Source organism: Pseudomonas sp., assembly GCF_035512415.1.
Taxonomy (GTDB): domain Bacteria; phylum Pseudomonadota; class Gammaproteobacteria; order Pseudomonadales; family Pseudomonadaceae; genus Aquipseudomonas.
In genome coordinates, this window is sequence record NZ_DATKDZ010000043.1 from 209,230 (window position 1) to 230,931 (window position 21,702).

The 21,702-nt window shown below is 62.7% G+C and carries 19 protein-coding genes and 4 pseudogenes; 11 read left to right on the forward strand and 12 right to left on the reverse strand.

Going from position 1 to position 21,702, the window contains the following annotated elements; genetic code table 11:
• Positions 1-369: 369 nt before the first annotated feature.
• The 7 genes from purU to VMP31_RS22165 all read left to right on the forward strand — a co-directional run bounded on the left by purU (position 370) and on the right by VMP31_RS22165 (position 8,167).
• The gene (gene purU, locus VMP31_RS22135) at positions 370-1,236 is read left to right on the forward strand and encodes a formyltetrahydrofolate deformylase (RefSeq protein WP_325509858.1); all 867 of its coding nucleotides are present in this window, start codon (positions 370-372) and stop codon (positions 1,234-1,236) included.
• Positions 1,233-2,156 (forward strand): bifunctional methylenetetrahydrofolate dehydrogenase/methenyltetrahydrofolate cyclohydrolase FolD, encoded by a 924-nt coding sequence (gene folD, locus VMP31_RS22140; RefSeq protein ID WP_325509859.1) that lies wholly within the window; start codon positions 1,233-1,235, stop codon positions 2,154-2,156. The genes purU and folD overlap by 4 nt, the downstream gene beginning before the upstream one ends.
• Entirely contained in the window at positions 2,138-3,379 is a 1,242-nt protein-coding gene (locus VMP31_RS22145; RefSeq protein ID WP_325509860.1) for an FAD-dependent oxidoreductase, read from the forward strand. Before folD ends, VMP31_RS22145 begins: the two co-directional genes overlap by 19 nt.
• A gap of 10 nt (positions 3,380-3,389) precedes the next feature.
• Positions 3,390-3,692: a sarcosine oxidase subunit delta gene (locus VMP31_RS22150; RefSeq protein ID WP_325509861.1), complete on the forward strand. Its 303-nt coding sequence runs from the start codon at positions 3,390-3,392 to the stop codon at positions 3,690-3,692.
• Positions 3,689-6,586, forward strand: coding sequence for a 2Fe-2S iron-sulfur cluster-binding protein (locus VMP31_RS22155; RefSeq protein ID WP_325509862.1), 2,898 nt, complete (start codon positions 3,689-3,691; stop codon positions 6,584-6,586). The genes VMP31_RS22150 and VMP31_RS22155 overlap by 4 nt, the downstream gene beginning before the upstream one ends.
• Positions 6,587-6,589: 3 nt before the next feature.
• Entirely contained in the window at positions 6,590-7,159 is a 570-nt protein-coding gene (locus tag VMP31_RS22160; protein ID WP_325509863.1) for a sarcosine oxidase, read from the forward strand.
• Positions 7,160-7,369: 210 nt separating this feature from the next.
• A complete protein-coding gene (locus VMP31_RS22165) occupies positions 7,370-8,167 on the forward strand; it encodes an IclR family transcriptional regulator (RefSeq protein WP_325509864.1) in 798 nt (265 codons plus the stop codon).
• A gap of 34 nt (positions 8,168-8,201) precedes the next feature.
• On the opposite strand, the gene VMP31_RS22170 is transcribed toward VMP31_RS22165, so the two are convergent.
• On the reverse strand, positions 8,202-8,342 hold the full coding sequence (locus VMP31_RS22170; protein ID WP_325509865.1) for a hypothetical protein: 141 nt from the start codon (positions 8,340-8,342) through the stop codon (positions 8,202-8,204).
• A 64-nt stretch (positions 8,343-8,406) separates the two neighbouring features.
• Here VMP31_RS22170 and VMP31_RS22175 point away from each other — a divergent pair.
• Positions 8,407-8,523: pseudogene (locus VMP31_RS22175) on the forward strand (DNA mismatch repair protein MutT); the annotation flags it as partial.
• A 47-nt stretch (positions 8,524-8,570) separates the two neighbouring features.
• On the opposite strand, the pseudogene VMP31_RS22180 reads toward VMP31_RS22175, so the two are convergent.
• Together VMP31_RS22180 and VMP31_RS22185 are read right to left on the reverse strand one after the other, a co-directional pair.
• A pseudogene (locus tag VMP31_RS22180) lies at positions 8,571-8,825 on the reverse strand (IclR family transcriptional regulator domain-containing protein); the annotation flags it as partial.
• A gap of 114 nt (positions 8,826-8,939) precedes the next feature.
• On the reverse strand, positions 8,940-10,262 hold the full coding sequence (locus tag VMP31_RS22185) for a hypothetical protein (RefSeq protein WP_325509866.1): 1,323 nt from the start codon (positions 10,260-10,262) through the stop codon (positions 8,940-8,942).
• 445 nt (positions 10,263-10,707) lie between these two features.
• Between VMP31_RS22185 and feaR the strand changes: the two genes are divergently transcribed.
• The gene (gene feaR, locus VMP31_RS22190) at positions 10,708-11,670 is read left to right on the forward strand and encodes a transcriptional regulator FeaR (protein WP_325509867.1); all 963 of its coding nucleotides are present in this window, start codon (positions 10,708-10,710) and stop codon (positions 11,668-11,670) included.
• A 62-nt stretch (positions 11,671-11,732) separates the two neighbouring features.
• Here the strand turns inward: feaR and VMP31_RS22195 are convergent, their stop codons facing one another.
• From VMP31_RS22195 to VMP31_RS22225, 7 genes are all read right to left on the reverse strand, one after another.
• Complete coding sequence (locus VMP31_RS22195) at positions 11,733-12,503, reverse strand: SDR family oxidoreductase (RefSeq protein WP_325509868.1); 771 nt, start codon at positions 12,501-12,503, stop codon at positions 11,733-11,735.
• Complete coding sequence (locus VMP31_RS22200) at positions 12,503-13,297, reverse strand: SDR family oxidoreductase (RefSeq protein WP_325509869.1); 795 nt, start codon at positions 13,295-13,297, stop codon at positions 12,503-12,505. The genes VMP31_RS22195 and VMP31_RS22200 overlap by 1 nt, the downstream gene beginning before the upstream one ends.
• Complete coding sequence (locus VMP31_RS22205) at positions 13,290-14,111, reverse strand: molybdenum cofactor biosynthesis F family protein (RefSeq protein WP_325509870.1); 822 nt, start codon at positions 14,109-14,111, stop codon at positions 13,290-13,292. The genes VMP31_RS22200 and VMP31_RS22205 overlap by 8 nt, the downstream gene beginning before the upstream one ends.
• Positions 14,112-14,316: 205 nt before the next feature.
• Positions 14,317-14,964 (reverse strand): helix-turn-helix transcriptional regulator, encoded by a 648-nt coding sequence (locus tag VMP31_RS22210; RefSeq protein ID WP_325509871.1) that lies wholly within the window; start codon positions 14,962-14,964, stop codon positions 14,317-14,319.
• A 60-nt stretch (positions 14,965-15,024) separates the two neighbouring features.
• Positions 15,025-15,384, reverse strand: a complete 360-nt coding sequence (locus VMP31_RS22215; protein WP_325509872.1) for a cupin domain-containing protein — start codon at positions 15,382-15,384, stop codon at positions 15,025-15,027.
• Between the two features lie 41 nt (positions 15,385-15,425).
• On the reverse strand, positions 15,426-16,724 hold the full coding sequence (locus VMP31_RS22220) for an FAD-binding oxidoreductase (RefSeq protein WP_325509873.1): 1,299 nt from the start codon (positions 16,722-16,724) through the stop codon (positions 15,426-15,428).
• A 152-nt stretch (positions 16,725-16,876) separates the two neighbouring features.
• Entirely contained in the window at positions 16,877-17,329 is a 453-nt protein-coding gene (locus VMP31_RS22225) for a heme-binding protein (protein ID WP_325509874.1), read from the reverse strand.
• 183 nt (positions 17,330-17,512) lie between these two features.
• Here VMP31_RS22225 and tyrS point away from each other — a divergent pair, with 183 nt between their 5' ends.
• Together tyrS and VMP31_RS22235 are read left to right on the forward strand one after the other, a co-directional pair.
• Positions 17,513-18,754: a tyrosine--tRNA ligase gene (gene tyrS, locus VMP31_RS22230; RefSeq protein ID WP_325509875.1), complete on the forward strand. Its 1,242-nt coding sequence runs from the start codon at positions 17,513-17,515 to the stop codon at positions 18,752-18,754.
• 95 nt (positions 18,755-18,849) lie between these two features.
• Positions 18,850-20,694 carry an FUSC family protein gene (locus tag VMP31_RS22235; RefSeq protein WP_325509905.1) on the forward strand — a complete coding sequence of 615 codons (1,845 nt, stop codon included), beginning with the start codon at positions 18,850-18,852 and terminating at the stop codon, positions 20,692-20,694.
• A 66-nt stretch (positions 20,695-20,760) separates the two neighbouring features.
• Here the strand turns inward: VMP31_RS22235 and VMP31_RS23505 are convergent.
• Positions 20,761-20,911, reverse strand: a pseudogene (locus tag VMP31_RS23505) (methyl-accepting chemotaxis protein); the annotation flags it as partial.
• Between the two features lie 54 nt (positions 20,912-20,965).
• Positions 20,966-21,697: pseudogene (locus VMP31_RS22240) on the reverse strand (PAS domain-containing protein); the annotation flags it as partial.
• Between the last annotated feature and the right edge of the window lie 5 nt (positions 21,698-21,702).

Consider the following 21,702-nt stretch of genomic DNA (forward strand, 5'->3'; position numbering starts at 1 on the left):
TGAGGTGTCCAAAATCATTGAGCCACAACAGTTATAGCCCTTCGGTACCGGCAGTGCTGAGCCCGCATGCAGACCTTTGCAGAGCTTACCCGCACCCTACAAACGCCCACCCGCCCCTGCCACGCTGCACAGACATAGCCAACCCACTCACCAGCCACCCTGAACCCCTCCTACGACCCGACGCACAACTTTCCTCCCAGGATAAAAATTTTCATAACAGGCTAGACCTGCGACCTCGCTTCACCTATAAAAGCGCTTGAGGAATTTTATATTCCTGTCAGTAAAAATAAATCACAGATAAAACCAAGCTTCACCCTTGAAGATTTACGCCCTGCGCCGAGCTGCCGCCACTCCAATAGAGGAATAGATATGCAACATGCCAAGCACCAGTACGTGATCAAGATCAGTTGCCCGGCGGCCTCGGGCATCGTGGCGGCGGTGACCACCTACCTGGCGGACAAGGGTTGCTACATCAGTGAAATGTCGCAATTCGACGACGAGACCAGCGGCCGCTTCTTTATGCGCGCGGTGTTTCGCTTTAACGACAGCTACGAGGGTGATATCGACGAAGTCGAGCAAGGCTTTGTGGCAGTGGCCCAGCGCTTCGATATGCAGTGGACACTGCACAGCACCGCCACGCCCATGCGCGTGTTGCTGATGGTGAGCAAGTTCGACCACTGCCTGACCGACCTGCTCTATCGCCACCACAAGGGCGAGATGGACATGCAAATCACCGCTATCGTCTCCAACCACCTCGACCTGCGGCCCATGGCCGAGCGCGAGGGCATTCGCTTTATCTACCTGCCGGTGACCAAGGACAGCAAAGCGGAGCAGGAAGCGGCGCTGATGAAGATCGTCGACGAGACCCATACCGAGCTGGTGGTGCTGGCCCGCTATATGCAAATCCTCTCCGATGACCTGTGCAAACAACTGTCGGGGCGCGCGATCAATATCCATCACTCCTTTCTGCCCGGCTTCAAGGGTGCCAAGCCCTATCACCAGGCCTACGAGCGTGGGGTCAAGCTGATCGGGGCCACCGCCCACTACGTCACCTCGGATCTGGACGAAGGCCCGATCATCGAGCAGGAAGTGCAGCGTGTGGACCACGCCTACCTGCCCGACGATCTGGTGGCCATCGGCCGCGATACCGAAACCGTAGCCCTGTCCAAGGCGGTGAAATACCACCTCGAACACCGGGTTTTCCTTAACCAAGACCGTACGGTGATCTTCCGGTGAACAGCCTCTCCAGCGTGAAAATCATCGACGGCAAGGCCGCCGCTACGCGGGTTTTGCGCGAAGTCCGCATCGAGGTCGAGCAACTTATGCGCGTCGGCATTCAGCCGGGGCTGGCCGTGGTGCTGGTGGGCAGCGACCCGGCCAGCCAGGTTTATGTGCGCAACAAGGTGTTGCGCGCCGAGGAAACCGGTATTCGCTCAATCGAACACAAGCTGCCGGCCGAGACCGACGAAGCCGCCCTGCTTGAGTTGATCGAACGGCTTAACGCCGACCCGGCGGTTAACGGCATTCTGGTTCAGCTGCCGTTGCCCAAACATATCGACGAGCACCGCGTACTGCAGGCCATCGACCCGTTGAAGGATGTTGATGGTTTCCATGCCGAGAACGTCGGCGGCCTTAGTCAGGGCCGCGAGGTGCTGACGCCCTGCACCCCGGCCGGGTGCATGCGCCTGTTGCAGGACAACTGTGGCGACCTTGCCGGCAAGCATGCGGTGGTGATCGGCCGCTCCAATATCGTCGGCAAACCCATGGCCGCGCTGCTGCTAAAGGCCCATTGCACGGTGACGGTGGTGCATTCACACAGCAGCAATTTGCGCGAGCTGTGCCGCCAGGCCGACATTCTGGTCGCCGCCGTGGGCAAACCGCGCCTGGTGGATGCCAGTTGGCTCAAGCCCGGCGCGGTGGTTATCGATGTCGGCATCAACCGCATCGAGGAAGACGGCAAGAGCCGCCTGGTCGGTGATGTCGACTTCGACAGCGCCCTTAGCCAGGTTTCGGCCATCACCCCGGTACCCGGCGGCGTCGGCCCCATGACCATCGCCTACCTGATGAAGAACACCGTTACCGCCGCCCGCCTTCAGCGCCCGACTTTAGTTTCGCAACCCCAGCTTTCGGAGGCGTCATGCCCTTTAATCTCCTGAAATACGGCCTGAGCGCCGAGTACCCGGTGGAGGTCGACCTGCCCGCACCGCGGGAACTGAAGAAGGCCTATGACGTGGTGATCATCGGTGGCGGCGGCCATGGCCTGGCGATTGCCTATTACCTGGCCAAGTACCACGGCATCACCAATGTCGCGGTGCTGGAGAAGTCCTACCTGGGCAGCGGCAACACCGCGCGCAACACCGCGGTGATCCGCTCCAACTACCTCACCAGCGAGGGCGTAAGCTTCTACGCCGAGTCGGTGAAGATGTTCCAGAACCTGGCCAACGAATTCGACTTCAACATCATGTATTCCGAGCGCGGCCAACTGACCCTGGCCCACACGGATGCCACCGTGCGCGCCTTTCGCCAACGCGCCGAGGTGAACAAGCACTTTGGCGGACGCACCGAGATGATCGACCGCCAGCAGATCCGCGAGCTGGTGCCGACCCTCAATCTCGACCCCGGCCATCTGCCGGTGATCGCCGGGCTCTGGCATATCGACGGGGCCACCGCCCGCCACGACGCCGTGGCCTGGGGCTACGCCAAGCAGGCGGCCAAGCGCGGGGTGGAGATCCACCAGCTCACCGAAGTGCTGGACCTGGTGGTGGAGAACGGCCGCATCACCGCGGTGAAGACCAACCGCGGCACGGTGCAATGCGGCTGCGCGGTGCAGGCCATCGCCGGGCACAGCTCGCTGATGCTGGCCAAGGTCGGGATCCGCGCGCCGATCCAGACTTACCCGCTGCAGGCCATGGTGACCCAGCCGTTCAAGCCCTTCCTCGACCCGCTGGTGAGTTCGTCCGCCCTGCACTGCTATGTGCAGCAGACCAGCCGCGGCGAGATTGTCTTCGGCGGCGGTTCCGACCCCTACCCGCTGTACAACTCCCGCTCGACCCTGGACCTCAAGGAAAGCCTGCTGGCCCACGCCATCGAGATGTTCCCCTTTATGGCCAACGCCAAGCTGATGCGCCAATGGGCCGGGATCACCGATATGACCCCGGACTACAGCCCGATCATGGGTCTGTCGCCGGTGCAGAACTACTACCTCGACGCCGGCTGGGGCACCTGGGGTTTCAAGGCTACGCCCATCTGCGGCAAGACCATGGCCGAGCTGGTGGCCAGCGGCGGCAAGGTGCCGGAGCTGATCAAGCCCTTCGCCCTGGATCGCTTCAGCAGCTTTCAGCAGGTCAACGAAATGGGTGCCACGGCGGCCAGCCACTGAGGGGATAACCATGAAGATCATGAATTGCCCGCTCAACGGGCCACGCAATATCAGCGAATTCACCTACGGCGGCGAATTCAAGCATATGCCCGACCCGGCCAGCTGCAGCGACGCCGAGTGGGCCGACTACGTGTTCAACAGCGACAACAGCGCCGGCGTAGTCCGCGAATGGTGGCTGCATAACGCCTCCAGCTACTGGTTCCTGGCCGAACGCCACACCGTTACCGATCAGATCATTCGTACCTTCGATGCGAAGGAAATCTTTACTCAGCGGGTCGAGTTCGCCCCGCCAACACAGGAGATCGCCGGATGAGCCGCCTCCCCGCCCCCATGGGCCTGCTGATCGACCGCGATCAGCCTTTGGCCTTCCGCTTCGACGGCAGCGATCACCAGGGTTTTGCCGGTGACAGCATCGCCAGCGCCCTGCTCGCCAATGGCCGCTGGCTGCTCTCGCGCTCGTTCAAGTACCACCGCCCGCGCGGCCCGTTGACCATGGCCGGGCAGGATGCCAATACCCTGGTGCAGCTGCCCGACGAGCCCAACGTGCTGGCCGATGCCCACCCGCTCAGCGCGGGTCTGGACGTAACCGGGCAGAACTTCAATGGCTCGCTGGATAACGACCGCGACGCCTACCTGGGCAAGTTCTCAAAGTTTATGCCGGTGGGTTTCTACTACCGCTCCTTCTACAAGCCCAAGGGCATGTGGAAGGTCTGGGAACCGCTGATCCGCAAGAAGGCCGGTCTCGGCGTGCTCGACCTCAAGTTCCAGCCGCAGTACTACGACAAGGCCTACCTGTTCGTTGACCTCGCCGTAATCGGTGCCGGCCCCGCCGGCCTGCAAGCCGCGCTGATCGCCGCCAATGCCGGAGCCAAGGTGCTGCTGATCGAGCAGCAGGCGTTACTCGGTGGCTCGCTGACCTATGCCCGCTTCGATGTCGAAGGCACCCGCGCCGAGCAGTTGCGCCGTGAGCTGGTGGCCGCCGTGGAAGGCCACGCCAATATCCAGGTGCTCAAGCAGGCCACCTGCAACGCCTGGTTCAGCGACAACTACCTGCCGGTGATCCAGGGCCGGCGCATGTACAAGGTGCGCACCCTGCAGTGCATCGTCAGCGCCGGCTCCTTCGACCAGCCGGTGGTGTTTCGCAACAACGACCTGCCCGGCGTCATGCTGGCCAGCGCCGCCCAGCGCCTGATGCGCCTCTATGCGGTCAAACCCGGCCAGCGCGCCGTGGTGCTGACCGGCAACGACGACGGTTACCTGGCTGCCCTCGACCTGCATGAACAAGGCGTGCAGGTCGCCGCCCTGGTGGACATGCGCCAGCAACCGGCCGATATTGCCGTTCAGAATGCCGTGGAAAAACAGGGCATTGTCTGCCACCTCGGCAGCACCGTGTTCGAGGCGCTGCACGAGAAAGGCATGCGCCACGTCAGTGGCGTGGATATCCGCCGCATCACCGCCCAGGGCCAGGTGGCCGAACAGGGCCTGCAACTCGATTGCGACCTGCTGTGCATGTCGGCCGGCTATATGCCGGTCTACCAGCTGCTTTGTCAGGCCGGCGGCAAGCTGGCCTATGACGAGCAGAAAGCCGAGTTCGCCATCAGCGGGCTGCCGCAGGGGCTGGCCGTGGCCGGTTCGGCCAATGGTCACCACAGCCTGGACAACGTACTGCTCGACGGCACCCTCGCCGCCGCCCGCGCCGTGGCTGCCCTCGGCCTCGATGCGGGGATCGGCGAGCGGGCCTTCAGCGGCGAAGCGCGGGTCAACTTCGACTGGCCGATCTTCCCTCACCCCAAGGGCAAGGACTTTGTCGACTTCGATGAAGACCTGCAGGTGCGTGACATCATCAACGCTACCCGCATCGGCTACCGCGACGTGCAACTGGTCAAACGCTTCTCCACCGTTGGCATGGGCCCGTCCCAGGGCCGTCACTCGGCACTGCCCACGGCCCGGCTGGTGGCCCGGGCAACCCAGCGCAGCATTGGCGAAACCGGCGTGACCACCGCGCGCCCGCCGTTCGAGGCGGAGAAACTCGCCCACGTCGCCGGTCGCGCCTTTGACCCCTACCGGCAAACCCCGATGCATCGTCGCCACGTCCAGGCCGGGGCGAAGATGATGCCCGCCGGCATCTGGCAGCGCCCGGCCTATTACGGCAAAGCCGAGGATCGCGAGCGCTGCATGCAGGAGGAAGCCCGCCATGTGCGCGAGCGGGTCGGCCTGATCGACGTGTCGACCCTGGGCGGCCTTGATGTGCGCGGCCCGGATGCCGCCGAACTGCTGGAGCGGATGTACACCCTGCCGTTCAAGAAGCAGCCCATCGCCCGCACCCGCTATGCGCTGATGACCAATGAGCATGGCGTAGTGATCGATGACGGCGTGTGCGCACGCATGGCCGACAACCACTTCTACGTCACCGCCACCACCAGCGGCGTCGACCGCATCTACCAGCAGATGCTCAAGTGGAACGCCCAGTGGCGTCTGAACGTCGACATTGCCAACGTCACCGCCGCCATCGCCGCGGTAAACCTGGCCGGGCCACTATCGCGCCAGGTGCTGGAGAAGGTTTGCGAGGACGTCGATCTCAGCCCCGAGGCCTTCCCTTACATGGGGGTACGCAGCGGCACCGTGGTGGACATTCCGGCACGCCTTTTGCGCGTCGGTTTCGTCGGCGAACTGGGCTATGAAATCCACGTGCCGGCCCGCCATGCCGAACGCCTATGGGACGTGCTGATAGCCGCCGGTGGCGCATTCGGCATCCGCCCCTTCGGCGTCGAGACCCAGCGCCTGCTGCGTCTGGAGAAAGGCCACGTGATCATCAGCCAGGACACCGATGGCATGACCCACCCCGGGGAAATCGATATGCAGTGGGCCATCGGCCGCAAGAAGCCGTTCTTCGTCGGCAAGCGCTCCATCGAAATCCTTGAGGCGCAACCGCTCAAGCGCAAGCTGGTGGGTTTCACCTTGCCCAAGGACAGCCCGCAACCGCTGGAAGGCCACCTGGTGCTCAAGGGGGCGGATATCAGCGGCAACGTCACCTCCTGCGAGTACTCGTCCAGCCTCGGCCAGATCATCGGCCTGGCTTACGCCGCTACCGACCAGGCCGAGCCGGGCATGCAGATACCCATTCGCGTCGAGGGCGGCCTTGTAGTCCAGGCCAACGTGGTGCAACTGCCCTTCTACGATCCACAGAACCTGCGCCAGGAGCTCTGAGCCATGACCAGCCTCAACACCCTCGAGCGCTGTGCGCTTATCGATTTCACCGACCTACCGCGCGTGGGTTTTCGCGGCGTTGACACCACCGCCTGGCTCAGCGAACGCGGCTATCAGCTGCCGGCGGCACCCAACCGGGCGCTGCCCCAGGGCGACGGCGTGCTGGTGGCGCGCCTGTCGCAGACCGAGTACCTGCTGCTGGGCAGCCTGGCCGACCGAGGCGAGCGCATTGCCGCCGAGGAAGCTGGTTGGCAGTTGAGCGAGCTGGGCAACTACCTGCTGCCGCGCCAGGACAGTCACGCCTGGCTGCAGCTCTCTGGCCAGCACCTCGCCGAGGTGATGGCCAAGTTGTGCGGCGTCGACCTGCGCCCCCAGGCCTTCCCCGTCGGCCATGTGGCGCAAACCTCGGCGGCGCGGCTCAACGTTATCGTGATCAACGCAGGCGCAGGCGAACTGCCACTGTTCCACATCCTCTGCGACCGCGCGTCGCTGGAGTACTTCCGCGCCGCCATGCTGGATGCCATGGCGGAGTTCGGCGGCCAGCCGGTGGCGCTGGAAACCTTGCTGGCCTAAAGCCCGCAGCCCGTCACCCACTAGGCGATATCCCGTATTGCTTCGGTGGCGGGTTACGGCGCAGGGGAAAATAGTGGGCGGGCTAACTTCTTCGGCATGCGCCTAACCCGCCCTACGCCGATGCGCACACCCCGTAGGGTGGACAGCGCTTTTCTGTCCACCAGGCGGTTTTGCACCGGACGGCTACGTCGAACCTGTAGGAGGAGATCAATGAGCGCCATCGAAACCCCGGACCCGGGCACCGATTACCGCGTGCCGGCGCTGCAACGCGGGCTGAGCATCCTCGGCATGTTCAGCGCCCGCGAACGCAGTCTGGGCATGAACGACATGGCCGAGCGCCTCGGTGTCAGCCCCTCGGCCGTATACCGCATCGTGCAGACCCTAGCGGACATGGGCTACCTGCGCAAGATCGGGCGCAATGCCTTCGAGCTGGGCCCGCAGGTGATATCCGATGGCTTTGCCTACCTCGCCAGCCGTGACCTGGTCGAAGTGGCCATGGCCCATCTCAATGACCTGCGCGACCGCACGTCGCTGTCCTGCCACCTGAGCATCCGCGAGCAGACCGACAGCCTCTACCTTTACCGCGCCCTGGCCCCGCAACGCCTGGCGGTGAACATCCCCGTGGGCACCCGCCTGCCCTGCCACAGCACGGCCCTGGGCCGGGTGCTGCTGAGTGGTTTAAGCGAAGCGCAACTGAGTGCGCTCTACCAGCACATCCGCCTGGACGACTACCCACCGCCGGCACCGCGCACCCTGCCGGAACTGCAGCAGCTTATCGCCGAGGATCGCCAGCGCGGCTGGGTGCTACACCGCTCCGACTACTCCACCGCCATCGCTACCGGCATTCGCGACCACAGCGGCAGCATAGTGGCCGCTATCAACCTGTCCGGCCCGGACGCGGTGATGGATACGCAGATTGCTCAGCAGGGCTTTCTCACGACCCTGCTCGCCGCCAGTCACGATATATCCCGGGAACTGGGGCATGCGGGCTGGTCCTCCAGCCTATGATTGCGCCCTCTTCAGGTTATAGAACGCAACGTTATCAGGCGATACGCATCGGAGAATCCTGCCAGCGCGGTGTACTGTGGTGAGTTTGACTGAGATGCAGGTTGATAGCTCCGGCCAGATACTCTTCCTCGGCAACAGTAACGATGATCGTGTTCATCTCGGCGATAACGTCCATCGATTCGCGGATCTGCTCGTAGTTGCTGCGCGCATCGTTGATCGATATTTCCCTGGGAAAGCCACAGGAGACCGGCGCGTGCGATATCCAAACGCTCCAGAACCATGGCTATATCGAAGAGTACCGCCCTTACTGGAAGCCGGCAGACGACTTGATGCGCACGGACTCGGACTTTTCCTTGTGAACGATTGCCCTGCAATTTCAGCCAAGACGGAGAGCGAAGTTCCTTATCTCAAGCTCCTGATCGATGATCACCCAGCCCTGCTGGCGGATCTCGGCGATATTTGCGCGCAGGCCTTCGACCGTATGAATGGTGCGACTGGTCCTCACCTGTAGATCGGCGTGCTCCAGATAGTCATCCAGGGCTAAATCATCGAGACCGGCAAGCAGAATGCAGCCCATGGAAGTGCAGTAGGCCGGCAGTCGGCTGCCGACGCTGAGGTCCACCGAGATCAAGCGTTGCGGCGTCGCCGACCGGGCGATCATCACCCTCTGAGCAAAATCTCGGCATACTCAAGAATAACGCAGCAGTGCAGTGCCAAAGTGTAAGCACCGCGCCCCGGACAGCCGTGTTTGACCGGCTGCCGGGGCGAAGGTTTAGAAGGGTACCGCCACCGTCAGCTGGCTGTAGACGTTAGTGCCGTTACCGCCGCCCTGCAGGCCACCGTTTACCAGGCTCTTGTCGGGCTGGTAGAGGCCGATCAGCGGGCTGATGATCAGGTTGTCAGTGACCACCCACTCGGCATACAGATCCAGCTCGCGGCCGCCCATGTTCGGATTTTCGCGGGTATTGAGCGTATCGAAGTCGAAGTACAGCGCCCCAAGAGTCAGGGTCTCCAGGGGGTTGACCTTGAAGCCGACATGATGGATCCGGGTATTACTGTTGAACGGGCCGGCATAGTTGGCCGCCACCTCACCCTGGAACCAGGTGCCGTAACGGCTGAAGCCGTTGAACATCGAATCCCAGCCTTCCGAGTAGCGGCTGTAGCGGTAGGTCAGGTTGGGCGACCAGGCGACATCGGCGAAGGTATAGCCGGCCTCGGCGTACCAGGCTTTCTCTGCACCCGCGTCTTTGTTCTGCCAGGCGTATTCGAAGGCGAAGTTGGCATTCTCGATACCGGCATTGCCCGCTCCGCGCAGGCTATAGATATCCATGCCATCGCGCTGCTGCTGGAATTCGCTGGCATAGGCATCATCCACATCCAGGCCATGGATATAAGTCATGGCCAGGGTGCCCGGTTCGGCAGTGTACGCCAGCGTAGCGGCGGCCAGTTCGGTTTTGGCCTGGGCGCGGTTATCCGACTTCAACCACATCAGGTCGCCATGCAGCCCTTCCTGGCCGCCGATGCGCACCACCGCGGTCTGGTCGAAGGCGCGCCGCGCAGCCAGATAGTAGCCGCCACCGCGGTTCAACTCGCCGTCCGCCACACCCTTGCCGATATTCAGACCGTCGTCGTTGATGATGAAACCGTCACCAATCTGTACCACCTGCCGGCCAAAGGAGATATCCAGGCCGTCCTCGCCCAGCATCGGCAAAAGCCCGCCGGAGCGCCAGCCCAGGTAGGCATCCTCGATCTTGGTGGCGCGTTCGGAACCGTCACTGAGGCCAGCGGCATCGCCATCGCCCCAGGTGCCGGAGCTGACCCAGTTGAGCGCGCCGTAGGCCGTGCCGTGGCCCGCCAGGCCCTGCTCGGCGCTGATCCCGTACTTGACGAAGCCTTCGCGCCAACTGGCACCGCTGCTGCTGCCGTCATAGCTCTTGCGGCTGTTGAACCAGCCATATACCGCGAGGAAGTCTGCATTCAGCTTCGTCTCGCCCTGGTTATAGAACTCGTAAGCCTGGGACTGACCGGCAGCAAGGGCTGCGACGGCCAGGCACACGGCTTTGGAAATGGATAGACAACGACGTTCTTGGTGCATGGGATGCTCCCCTTGTTGTTCTGACCAGACCGCAGGACATGACGGCCATCAAGGTATCCGCCCCGCCATACGGGACGCTGCCACCGCTGCCGGTGCCAGCCCCCTCCCCGGGATCTCCGGCCATGGCTAACGATGACAGGCCAATTAGGGACGACCAGGGGCACGCAATGCTTGTCCGCACTTGCCAACGCCCTTGATCGACCGCGCCAGCGCGCCCGCAACGGCCAGTGCGTGAAATCGATGCAGGGGTAACAGATTGCGCACCGAACCCATGCGCCCGGCACGCCCGCCCATGCCCGGAAAACCGGCCAAAAAGCCCGATCCAGACAGCCTAAAACCTCAAAGCAGGACAACCTGAAAGGCAGCGGCACGGAACATGCTTAACATATTAACGAAAGCCTTCCTGCTTCGTTCAGTAACATGTTAACGAGATCCGGAGATTGCCATGCACGCACAGCACATCACACCCAGCACCCTCGAGAACTGGCAACGCTCGATGCAGTCGGTTTGCGGTAACTATGAAACCCGGCTGGCCTTCAATAGCGCTCTGTTTATCGGCGATGTCTACGCCAAGGAGCACGCCGGCCTGACCCTGGCGCACCTGAAGACCAACGCCGGGCTGATCTCGCGTAATACCAAGGCAGACCGCGACGACGACCGCTACTGCTTCCTGGTCAGCCAACGCAGCGGCTGTGCGCGGATTACCCAGAACGGCGTGACCCTGGATCTCGTTCCTGGTGATCTGGTGCTGATGGATTCGCTGGGCTCCTGCGAGATCACCCCCCACGGCCTGATCGAGCATGCCTCGCTGCACCTTCCTCGCCAGCAGGTGCTGAAATCCTTCCAGTGCGATCGCCCGCTATTCGGCAAAGCTTCCGCCCATTGCAGCAGCGGCCGTATGCTGCGCCTGCTGATCGACCAGCTGTATATGAACGAAGAAGGCACTCAAACCGACAACAACGAGGCCCAGGCCATGCTGGCGGCCTTCACCAGCCTGCTCGTCCCGGCGCTTGAGCAGCGTGAGCGCCAGGCGGAAATCGCCGACTCGATAGCGGGCAACAGCCTGCGCAGGCAGGCCCAGCAGTTGATCGAGGAATCGCTGACCCAGCCCAGCCTCAGCCCCGTAGCCCTGGCCAAGCGCCTGCACATTTCCGTGCGCCAGCTCTACCGGCTGTTCGAGGAACAGGGCGACAGCGTCTGCCGTTATATCCAGCGCACCCGCCTGCAGCGCAGTGCCAGTGACCTGAGCAACCCGCACCTCAAGCGCGAGTCGATCACCGCCATCGCCTACAAGTGGGGCTTCACCGACTCTGCTCACTTCAGCCGCGCCTTCAAGAAGCAGTTCGAGCTGTCGCCCAAGGACTACCGCGCCGGTGCATTTCTGGACAGCCTAGGTTCGGCGCATTGAGCAAATGAAAAAACCCGGGTACGCAGGGCATCCAGGGCTCGTACTTTCCGTTGGTGCGTGACTCAGTCCAGCGCGGCCATGGTTTCCGGCAGCGTTGCACCGCCATCGACGATGATGGTCTGGCCAGTGATATAGCTGGCGTGCTCCGAGGCGAGAAAGAGCATGGCCCCGGCAATATCCTCCGGCTCACCGAGACGGCCCAGCGGCACGCCGCGGGCGATATCCGCGCTATAAGTAGCATCGCCGAGGTTGTTCATTGCCGGTGTCCGGATCATGCCCGGCTCTACACCGTTGACGCGTATGCCTCGTCCAGCCAACTCCAACGCAGCGTTACGAATGAAGCCATTGACCCCGGCCTTGGACGCCGCATAGTGACTCAACCCTGGATAGGCGACCCGTGGGCCTGTGACCGAAGAAGTCACCAACACACATCCCCTGCCCTCGCGTTCGAAAAACGGCAACGCTCCCTGAGTAAGCCAGAACAGCGCACTGAGATTCACTGACAAGGTACGCTGGAGAATCGCCGGAGTGATCTCGGCAAATGGGGTCAACGGAAAGTAGCCGGCGTTGTGCACCAGAATATCGAGACGCTCAAGCCCGGCCAGCAACGCGGCGATGGCCGTATGGTCGGCCAGGTCGATCCCCAGCGCCTGCGCCTCGCAACCTTTAGCCTGCAGCTCGCGGGCCAGTGCTTGCGCTGGCTGCAACTGCAGATCGGCGATCAACACCTTGGCCCCGCTGGCGGCGAAACCCTCGACAATGCCGCGCCCGATGCCCTGGGCACCGCCGGTGACCAGCACCGTCTGCCCGCTGAAATCGAATTGCGTGGCCATCAGGCACCTCCCAGGCGGTCATAGACCAATGTCGGTACATCGACAATGCTAGAGCCGCCGTCGGCGACGATGGTGGCTCCGGTGATGATGGATGCCTCATCGCTGATCAGGAAGCGACAAACGCTTGCGATCTCCTGAGCACTGGCCGGGCGGCGCAGCGGAATATCGGCGGTCACCCTGGCATAAGCGGCGTCGAGGTCTTCGCCGAAATGCTGCATCAGAGGCTGCATCTCCTCGTCTGCCATCGGCGTTCTTACCCATCCGGGGCAAACGCAGTTGACCCGCACCCCCATGGGACCGTAGTCCCGAGCCAGAGAGCGATTGAGCCCCAGCAGCGCATGCTTGGCGGTGGTGTACCCGCATACCTGCGGGCCGGCCGCCAGCGAAGCGATGGAGCCCAGCAGGACGATGCTGCCACGGCGCTCGATCAGCAACGGCAGGCAAGCACGAGCGCTCTGGAAAGCGCTGTCGAGATTGCTGCGCATCGCTGTCTGCCAGGCCTCGTCGGAGGTTTCAGTGATAGCCCCCTGACCGAGCCCACCCGCACAGGCCAACAGCGCATCGATGCCACCGAAACGAGCACGAATCTCGTCGATGAAGTCGCTCCAGGATGCACTGCTGGCCGCATCACCGACCAGCACGAGACCACCAGTTTGAGCAGCAACCTGCTCCAAGGGCTGACGACGGCGACCAATCAGCACCAGATTGTGACCTTCATCAGCCAGGCGACGGGCACAGGCCTCACCGATGCCCGTGCCGGCACCGGTGATGACGATGGTCTTCGCCTCACTCATCGGGGTACTCGGTGCGGTTGAGCACGCTGCAGTAGGAGGCCACCGGGAAGTTGGACAGCTCTTCGAAACCACCGCCCGCATACCCGAAGATCTTGCCGTCACTGCGATGCTGGATCATGTCGATCATGACCAGGCCAAGAGTCGGCACGATCTTCTCACGCCAGACGAACAGATAGAGCTGATCGGCAATCTTGTAGTAGTGGCAGCGGTCGGTGTCACACAGCCCAACCTCCCCTCCCTTCAGGCACTGCCAACTGTAGAAACCCTCATTGAGGTAGATATGTTCGTAGACCTCTGTCGGGCTATAGCGATACAGGTTACGCAGGCCCACCAGTTCGCTGGTCGGCGCGTGCGGGCAGGCGCCTTCCTGCCAGGGCTTGTCCAGCGTGCCTTGGAGGAACTCGACCTCGACACCGGTCAGGGCCTGCCCGGCCAGAGCACGGCTGTATAGCCCTTCACGGGTGGTTTCGGCACTCGGCATGCGCCCGATGACGGCGGTAAAGGACGCGCTGCCGATATCTAGTACCAAGCTGATGGACCAGTCCTGACCGTTTTCATTCTTGACGAAATCGACCAGGTAGATGCCCGGACGCACCGAGGTAGCGCGATAAGGGGCGCTGCCTTGCGAGTGGCCATCAGCGGCGACCCAGGTCAGGCGCTCGGCCTCGAACTGATGAGCGATTTGCCAGCCATTGGAGAAATTCAGGGTAAAACTCTTGCCTGCAAGATCGGCCAGGTTCGGCAGGATAAAGGCCGCCGGGGCAAAACTATCGGCCAGCTCACCCACTGTGATCCACTCGGATTGATTACTCATGAAGCAGTCTCCTCTTTGTTTTTTTGCATAGTGCGCCCAAGAAACTCTCGCCACCATCAACCGGATGGTTGAGGAGATGTCATCACGCAACAGGGCCAATCGAGCCAACAACAGTGGTCAATTACCGGCATGAGCCGGGAGCGATAGCACCAGGCGAGAACTGGCTCCGCAGGGCAACTGAAACAATGCACCGCCAACATGCGGTTTACAGGAAAAGAGTTGCCACCAGCTCCGTGCGATTGCTGACGTCGACCTTACGAAACAGGTTGATTAGATGCGTCTTGATGGTAGGTAAACCGACGTCGAGCTGACGGGCGAGCTCCTTGTTACTGCGGCCGTCTCGCAACAGTTCAGCCACCTGCCACTCCCTTGCGGTCAACGACAACGTCGAGGGACAAGATGGTCTCGGAGACACCGCAAGTTCGAACATGCCCTGCAAGGCCTGCAACTGAGCCAGCTCATGCGGTTCAAAGAGACCAAGCTCAGGGCCTCTCAACAATGAAATGCCGGCAATTGGGCACCCCCGCTCGAAGGCCAGCACCTCCACCACATCGACCACGCCATACCCTTGGAGAAAGCCGTCATAGCGACCATTGGCCAAATCATCCTGGGCGATCATCCCCATACGTAGCGGCACAACGCTTTGCCCTATCAGTTGGCAATTGCGCGGTTGCAGCGGGTCGACATGCCGAAACTGCGCCAGGTAACGCTCGTGCATGTCCAAACGCATCTGCTGGAGCAGAAAGCCATGCGGCTCAAGCTGCTCTGCTATGCGATAGAACACACAGCCGGAAGCAGGTATCAGCTGAATGAAGGTATTGAGGCACCGCTGCCCCGGTTCCATGCCATGCATAGGAAAAACCCTCGATTTGCCCCTGCCACTCGTAAGCTCAGCAGGGGCGAGGCTGAGAAGTTACACAGCCGCCATATAGTGCTTGGTGAAACTGTCGCTGAGCACCTCCCAGAGCACCGCGGTGCCCTTGGTCACAAACCAGCTGTCGCCGGCCTTGTAGCGAGTGCTCTGGCCTGTGCTTTCGTCGGTCAGGATGACCTCACCGAACACCACCGTGGCCTGCTCGTTGAACGGATAGACCATGCGGAACTTGCTCTTGGTCACGGCGAAGTAGCCGGCGCTGAGCGCGTCGGTCGGGCCGCCGAAAGTCATCTTGCCGAAGGCCTTGCCTTCGCCTTCGAGAATTTCCGAACCCAGGTCGGCCACAGTGCCCCAGGCGTCCAGCTCAGTGAAAGTGGTGCCTTGTTTGATAGGTGTCATTCGGTCTTTCCTCTTTTTGAATGATTGAGTGAAGAGATGGATCAGCGGCGACCATTCCAGTAGCCGGACAGCTGGTGCCAACACTTGCCGGCGGTGAGCAGCAGCGGACGAATCTGGTCTTTACCCAGCACCTGGGTGCGCCGTACCGAGCTGATCAGGTCGTAGCGCGCCGAGCCTTCGCTCATGCCCTCGGCCAGCACCTTGCAGATGATGTGGCTGGGGGTAACACCGAAGCCTGAATAGCCCTGGACGAAAAACACATTCGGATGGTTCGGCAGTGATCCGAGTTGGGGAAACAGATTGGGGCTGCAGGCCATCGGCCCGCCCCAAGCCAGGTCGATCTTCACGTCCTTGAGGTAGGGGAAAATTTTCAGCATCAGGTTGCGGTTCCAGGCCTTGAGGTCACCAGGAATATGCTCGATAAAAGGTGTCGCCGCCCCAAACAGCAGTCGGTTTTCCTTGGTTACGCGGTAATAGTCGATAACCGGACGGATATCGCTGTAGGCACCGCGGATCGGGCTGATCCGCTCAATCAAATCGTCCGACAGCGGCTCGGTCATCATCTGGAAGGCGAAGGTATTGATCGTGCTCTTGTGCAGCTCCGGCTCCAGCTTGTTGAGGAAGCTGTCGCAGGCCCACAGCAGCTTGCTGGCCTTGACCGAGCCCTTAGCCGTGCGCACGGTGACGCGCTCGCCATAGGTCACTTCCAGGGCCGGGCTGTACTCGAAGATCTTCGCCCCATGGCTGGCCAGCGCCTTGGCTTCGCCCAGCAGCAGGTTGAGCGAGTGCACATGACCGGCACCCATATGCATCAGGCCGCTGCTGTAAGCGTCGGAGCCAATGATCTGCTTCAGTTCGGAGCCCACCAACAGGCGAATTTCATGCTGCGGGCTGAGCGCCTTGAACTCCTTCTCCCAGACCGCCAGGGTTTTCTCCTGGCGGGCGTTGAAGCCCATGTAACCGTAGCCATGACAGAAGTCGGCATCGATATCGTACTTCTCGATGCGGCTCTTGATGATCTCGGCACCCTGGTCGCTGATCTCGAAAATCGCGCGCAGGCCCTCTTCACCGACATCCTTGCGGATCTTCTCCAGGTCATGGCCGATACCCGCCATTATCTGCCCGCCGTTGCGACCGGTACCGCCAAAACCCAGATAGCGCCCTTCCAGCACGACGATATTGGTGAAGCCCTTCTCCGCCAGTTCCAGCGCGGTATTGATACCGGAGAAGCCACCACCGATTACCACAACGTCGGCCTCGATATCCGCCTCGAGCATGGGGAAGCTGAGGTCGTATTTCTTGGTAGCGGTGTAGTAGGTGGGCGTTTCGATATTGATCATATGCGGCGACCTTAGATTTCAAAGAAGCGATGCTCGCTGGGGTAGCGGTGGCGTCCAGTGCAACACTCTGCTTGTCTATATTTAGAACCTAGGAGCAAGCGTCAGTCTTGTCCAAAACTGCCCACGCCTTGACTGCTAGTGCCACGATAATTTCAATCGCTTGCCAGCAGCCTTTCCACGCAACGCACGGCAGCCTGCGCACACTGGGCGTCCAGCTGCTCTGAAGCGCCAGATATTCCAATCCCTCCGGCCACGCAACCGGAAACCAGAAACGGCTCGCCACCGCCGAAAAGTGCAAGCCCTTCCTGCAACGGCAATCCCTGACGCACCGCTGGCGAACAGCGCGGCAAGCGTTCCTCCCAGGCCGCGGTGGACACGCCGAACGCGACTGCAGTGGCGGCCTTGCGCCGGGCAATCTCCCGGCTCAGGCCTGGTGCGCCCTCCATATGGGCCATATGCAGCAATTGCCCCGCGGCGTCGAGGATCGCGATGCTGACCTTTACCTGCAACGACTCGGCCTCGTTCAGCGCGGCCTGCAGCGCCTGCAGCGCCTGCATCGCCAACGCTAGAGAAATGCTGGTCTGCGTGTGTAACCACCGGGACATGGCTTGACTCCCAAGTTGTAATGGATAGAATCCTGATCATGAATACATTAACGAATAATCTCTCGTATTACAGCTACCGGCTCTCACCCAGCGGGCGGTAGCCGTGTGCATACCGATCCGCCTGAGGCGGATCGGATCCATGGGATTTCTGTCTCCTCGGGCACCACCAACCAGGAGATACCCATGAACACCCCACAAGACCCCATCCAATTCCTCCAGGAACGCGGCTTTATCCACCAGAGCACCGATCTCGAGGGCTTGCGCGAGCATTTGCAGCAAGGCTGCGCGACCATTTACCTGGGCTTCGATGCCACCGCCGACAGCCTGCATGTCGGCCACTTGCAGGGCCTGATGGTGATGCGCTGGCTGCAGCGCTTTGGCCATCGCCCGATCCTGCTGATCGGCGGCGCGACCACGCGCATCGGTGACCCGAGCTTTCGCGACGAGAGCCGGCCGATGCTCAGCGAAGCGCAGATCCAGCACAACATCGCCGGCATCTGCGAGACCTTCGCGCGCTTCGTGCATCTGGGCCCGTCTGGCACTGACGGCCTGGTGGTGGACAACGCCGACTGGCTCGACGGCATGGGTTACCTGCAGTTTCTCAATCAGGTCGGCCGGCACTTTTCCATCAATCGCCTGCTGACGTTCGACGCCGTGCGCCAGCGCCTGGATCGCGAGCATTCGCTGTCGTTCCAGGAGTTCGGCTACACCCTGCTGCAGGCCCATGACTTCACCGAACTGGCCAAACGTCATGGCTGCAGCGTGCAGCTCGGTGGCGCGGACCAGTGGGCCAACATCATCAATGGCGTCGAACTGGCCAGGCGTCAGGATGGCCGGCAACTGTTCGGCCTGACCATGCCACTGCTGACCACCAGCGACGGGCGCAAGATGGGCAAGTCCGCCCAGGGCGCGATCTGGCTCAACCCGCAGCGCCTCTCGCCGTTCGACTTCTGGCAGTTCTGGCGCAACTGCGACGACCGTGACGTCGGCCGCTTTCTGGCGCTGTTCACGGAGTTGCCGCTGGCTGAAATTGCCAACCTGGCCCAGGCCGAGGGCGTGCAACTGAACGCCGCCAAGGTGCGCCTGGCCACCGCCGTCACGACCCTGGTACATGGCGAAGAGGCCGCACATCTTGCCGAGGCCACCGCCCAAGGGTTGTTCGCCGCAGGCGACGAGTTGCAGGGCTTGACCACCCTCAGTGTGCCTAGGTCCCGGCTCGCCGCCGGCTACTCCTTGACCGAACTGCTGCAGCAGCATGACCTGCAGCCCTCGCGCGGTGCCACTCGGCGTTTGGCCGCTGGTGGCGGCCTGCGTCTGGATGGCGAAACGGTCGTCGATGCCGACCTGGCGTTGCCTGCCGACAACGACGGCTGGCTGCTCAGCCTGGGCAAGAAGCGCCACTACCGCATTCAGCTGGAGGACTGATCATCGAGCACCCAAAGCAGACTCAGGGCAGCCAACTGACCGCCTTTGCCCGCTGGCTCGGTCTCGATGAGGCCGGCGCAGCCCAGGCTGCCCGCCTGGCGCTGGCGGCCTGGCTGGCATTCAGCATCGCCGCCCTGCTCCACGTGCAGAATGCCTATTGGGCTGCCATGCCCATCTGGGTGGTGGCGCAGCCCTCCCGCGGCTTGCTGCTGGAGCGCGCGCTCTATCGCCTGCTCGGCACCTTGCTCGGCGCACTGGCCGGCTTCGTCGTCCTCACGCAGGGCTCATCGCTGCTGCAGCTGACGCTGCTCGCCGCGCTGATCGCCCTGTGCACGGGCATGACCCATCTGCTGCGCGGCACCTCGGCCTATGCCTGGCTGATGGCAGGGATGACCGCTGCGGTGGTGGTCATCCCCTCGGCCCTGAGCCCGCAGGACAGCTGGACACTGGCCTTGGCGCGGGTCGAATGCACGCTGATCGGGGTGCTGGCGGTGACCCTGGTGCTGTGGCTGTTCACCCCCAAGACCCGTCGCGGGGATTTCTATCGCCGGGCCCGAGCCCTGGCGGCGGATGCCGTCGACTTTGCCGCGCAGAGCCTGACCGGTAACACCGACCCGGCCACCGAACTGCGCATCCTCAAGGCGCTTAGCGACATAGACGGCGCAGCACGGCCCATCTCTGCCGGCTCGCTGCGCGGTTACCGCAACCTGCGCCATATCGATCAACTGCTGCTGGCCTCACTCAATATCATGGCGGCCGGCCAGGCCATGGGCAGCCACCTGCGCCCCGAAGCCCAGGCCGCAGCAGCGCTGGCCAGCCGTTTGCAACAGGTTGCCGAGCGGCTGCGTAGCGATGAGCCTGCCGACAGCATCCTCCCCGCACCACCCGAGAACCTGCCGCCCAGACGTCTGGCCCGCCTGGAGCAAGCTCTGGAGCAACTGTGCCAGGCCGCCGCCCAGCTGGCTCCGGTTGCATCACCTCTGCCTGCCGAGGCAACCGCAGCGCTCCCACTGGTGGCGGATCGCGACTGGCGGCTGGCCTTGCGCACCGCCACCACCACCGGCGGCGCGGCACTGGCCTGCGCCTTTCTGGCCCAGGCCTACCCAAGCCAGGCGACGGAGCTGGCGATACTCGGTGTGTGCATCTTTTCGATGTTGCTGGGCTCCATGGCCCAACCGCAGCAGCATGTCCCGCACATGCTGCTGGGCGTGCTGGCCGGCGTGATAGGTGCCACGCTCTACCGCTTCGCCGTACAACCCCATGTCGACGGCATGCTGGAGCTGATCCTGACCCTGCTGCCATTCCTGCTGGTGGGCGGCATCCTGCGCGCCAGCCGCCGTTTTGCCGTGGCAGCAATCGACGCCAATATGTGCTTTATGCTGGCCAGCCAGGCCGGCATGCCGGCGGCCAGCAGCGAAGCAATCATCGGCAGCTCGGTGGCGCTGCTGCTCGGAGCGGGGCTGGTCGGTTGCGGTTTTCTACTCTTTCCGCGCACCGTGCAACGCGCGCTGCGCCTGACCACTCAGGCCATCCTGGGAGATATTCGAACCCTGCTACGCGACAACAATGCCCGCAGCCGGGAGCGCTGGCTGGCCCTGGCGGGCCGCAGGATTCTGCGCCTGCTGGCCCATATGGGTACCGACACGCACGCAACCAGGACACCGCCAGCCGGCCTGCTATCACTGCTCAACCTGGGCCAGTCGATCATCGACCTGCACCACCTGGGCCAGCAACCCGGCCACCGCGCCATCTACCAGGAAGCCATCGCCAGACTGGCTGACTTCGAGCGCCAGCCCCAGGCGACCGCTGAGTTTCTCCTGCACCTGGCAGAGGACAGTCGCGACCGCTGGCTGACCGTGACACTGCAGACCCTGGCCCACGCCCTACTGGCCAGCCGCAGCACGCTACTGGCGCAACGCCCGGGCATCAGTTCGGCCTAGCGGTGAGCTGCTGTGTCCGCGCCTGGGCATCGCCAAGCATGGACTGGATATCCTGAGTCGCCTGGCGTGTGCTCTGCGCCAGCTTCTTCACCTCATCGGCGACCACGGAAAAGCCGCGCCCCACTTCACCCGCGCGGGCCGCTTCGATGGCCGCATTCAACGCCAGCAGGTTGGTCTGTTCGGCTATGCCCTTGATCACACTGACCACCTGGGCGATCTGCCCATAGGTCTGCTGATTGTGCTGCAGCATCTGCTCATGGGCCGCCTGGGCATTGCGCTCATCGGAGATGTCGCGCACCGCACCGATCACCCGGTAGAGCCGACCCTGCTCATCACGCACTGCGCGGCCACGCTCCCGGCACCAGATATAACCACGGGTCTTGTGGCGCATACGGTATTCGACCACGCACTCGCCGCTGCCCGCCGGGTCGACGATCTGTCTTTCATACAGGTTGATGATGCCGTTGAGATCCTCTGGATGAGTGATGCCGACCTGACTGTCCAAGCCATCGGGCAACTCGTCAGTTCGATAGCCCATCAGCACCCGAAACTGATTGGAGATACGCATCGTGCTGCCCGGGTCGTCGACCTTGCCATTGGCCACGCTGATATCCCAGTAGCCTTCGGTCAGGGTGGACTGGGCAACCTCCCAGATTCGCGCCTCCAGCTCGCAACTGCTCAGCGCTTGCTGCTGCTCGTGCAGCTGAGCCTGAACAGCGGCCAGGGTCATCTGTTGGTGCAGCATCTCGTCACGCAGCTGCTGCTCCCGGGCCAAGGCCTGATCGCGCTCCTCGCTCAGCCGCTGCACCTGCTCACGCAGCCCTGTCGTTTCATCCTGGGCCTGGCGCATAAGCCCGGCCAATTGCTCGAGCCCAGCGGCGAGCTGCGGGTAACCCGCCAGCAAGGGGCTGCCAGGCAGCACGACCCCGCGACCGGCGTTCAGATTGGCGATCTGCTGGCACAGCTCCTCGGCAAGATCACGCCCTTTGTCGCGGAAAAACATAAGCG

Excerpts from the sequence above, each read along its gene's own strand:
- purU (WP_325509858.1), top strand. The coding sequence starts at position 370 with ATGCAACATGCCAAGCACCAGTACGTGATCAAGATCAGTTGCCCGGCG.
- VMP31_RS22145 (WP_325509860.1), top strand. The coding sequence starts at position 2,138 with ATGCCCTTTAATCTCCTGAAATACGGCCTGAGCGCCGAGTACCCGGTG.
- VMP31_RS22150 (WP_325509861.1), top strand. The coding sequence starts at position 3,390 with ATGAAGATCATGAATTGCCCGCTCAACGGGCCACGCAATATCAGCGAA.
- VMP31_RS22155 (WP_325509862.1), top strand. The coding sequence starts at position 3,689 with ATGAGCCGCCTCCCCGCCCCCATGGGCCTGCTGATCGACCGCGATCAG.
- VMP31_RS22160 (WP_325509863.1), top strand. The coding sequence starts at position 6,590 with ATGACCAGCCTCAACACCCTCGAGCGCTGTGCGCTTATCGATTTCACC.
- VMP31_RS22165 (WP_325509864.1), top strand. The coding sequence starts at position 7,370 with ATGAGCGCCATCGAAACCCCGGACCCGGGCACCGATTACCGCGTGCCG.
- VMP31_RS22170 (WP_325509865.1), bottom strand. The coding sequence starts at position 8,342 with ATGGACGTTATCGCCGAGATGAACACGATCATCGTTACTGTTGCCGAG.
- VMP31_RS22185 (WP_325509866.1), bottom strand. The coding sequence starts at position 10,262 with ATGCACCAAGAACGTCGTTGTCTATCCATTTCCAAAGCCGTGTGCCTG.
- feaR (WP_325509867.1), top strand. The coding sequence starts at position 10,708 with ATGCACGCACAGCACATCACACCCAGCACCCTCGAGAACTGGCAACGC.
- VMP31_RS22195 (WP_325509868.1), bottom strand. The coding sequence starts at position 12,503 with ATGGCCACGCAATTCGATTTCAGCGGGCAGACGGTGCTGGTCACCGGC.
- VMP31_RS22200 (WP_325509869.1), bottom strand. The coding sequence starts at position 13,297 with ATGAGTGAGGCGAAGACCATCGTCATCACCGGTGCCGGCACGGGCATC.
- VMP31_RS22205 (WP_325509870.1), bottom strand. The coding sequence starts at position 14,111 with ATGAGTAATCAATCCGAGTGGATCACAGTGGGTGAGCTGGCCGATAGT.
- VMP31_RS22210 (WP_325509871.1), bottom strand. The coding sequence starts at position 14,964 with ATGCATGGCATGGAACCGGGGCAGCGGTGCCTCAATACCTTCATTCAG.
- VMP31_RS22215 (WP_325509872.1), bottom strand. The coding sequence starts at position 15,384 with ATGACACCTATCAAACAAGGCACCACTTTCACTGAGCTGGACGCCTGG.
- VMP31_RS22220 (WP_325509873.1), bottom strand. The coding sequence starts at position 16,724 with ATGATCAATATCGAAACGCCCACCTACTACACCGCTACCAAGAAATAC.
- VMP31_RS22225 (WP_325509874.1), bottom strand. The coding sequence starts at position 17,329 with ATGTCCCGGTGGTTACACACGCAGACCAGCATTTCTCTAGCGTTGGCG.
- tyrS (WP_325509875.1), top strand. The coding sequence starts at position 17,513 with ATGAACACCCCACAAGACCCCATCCAATTCCTCCAGGAACGCGGCTTT.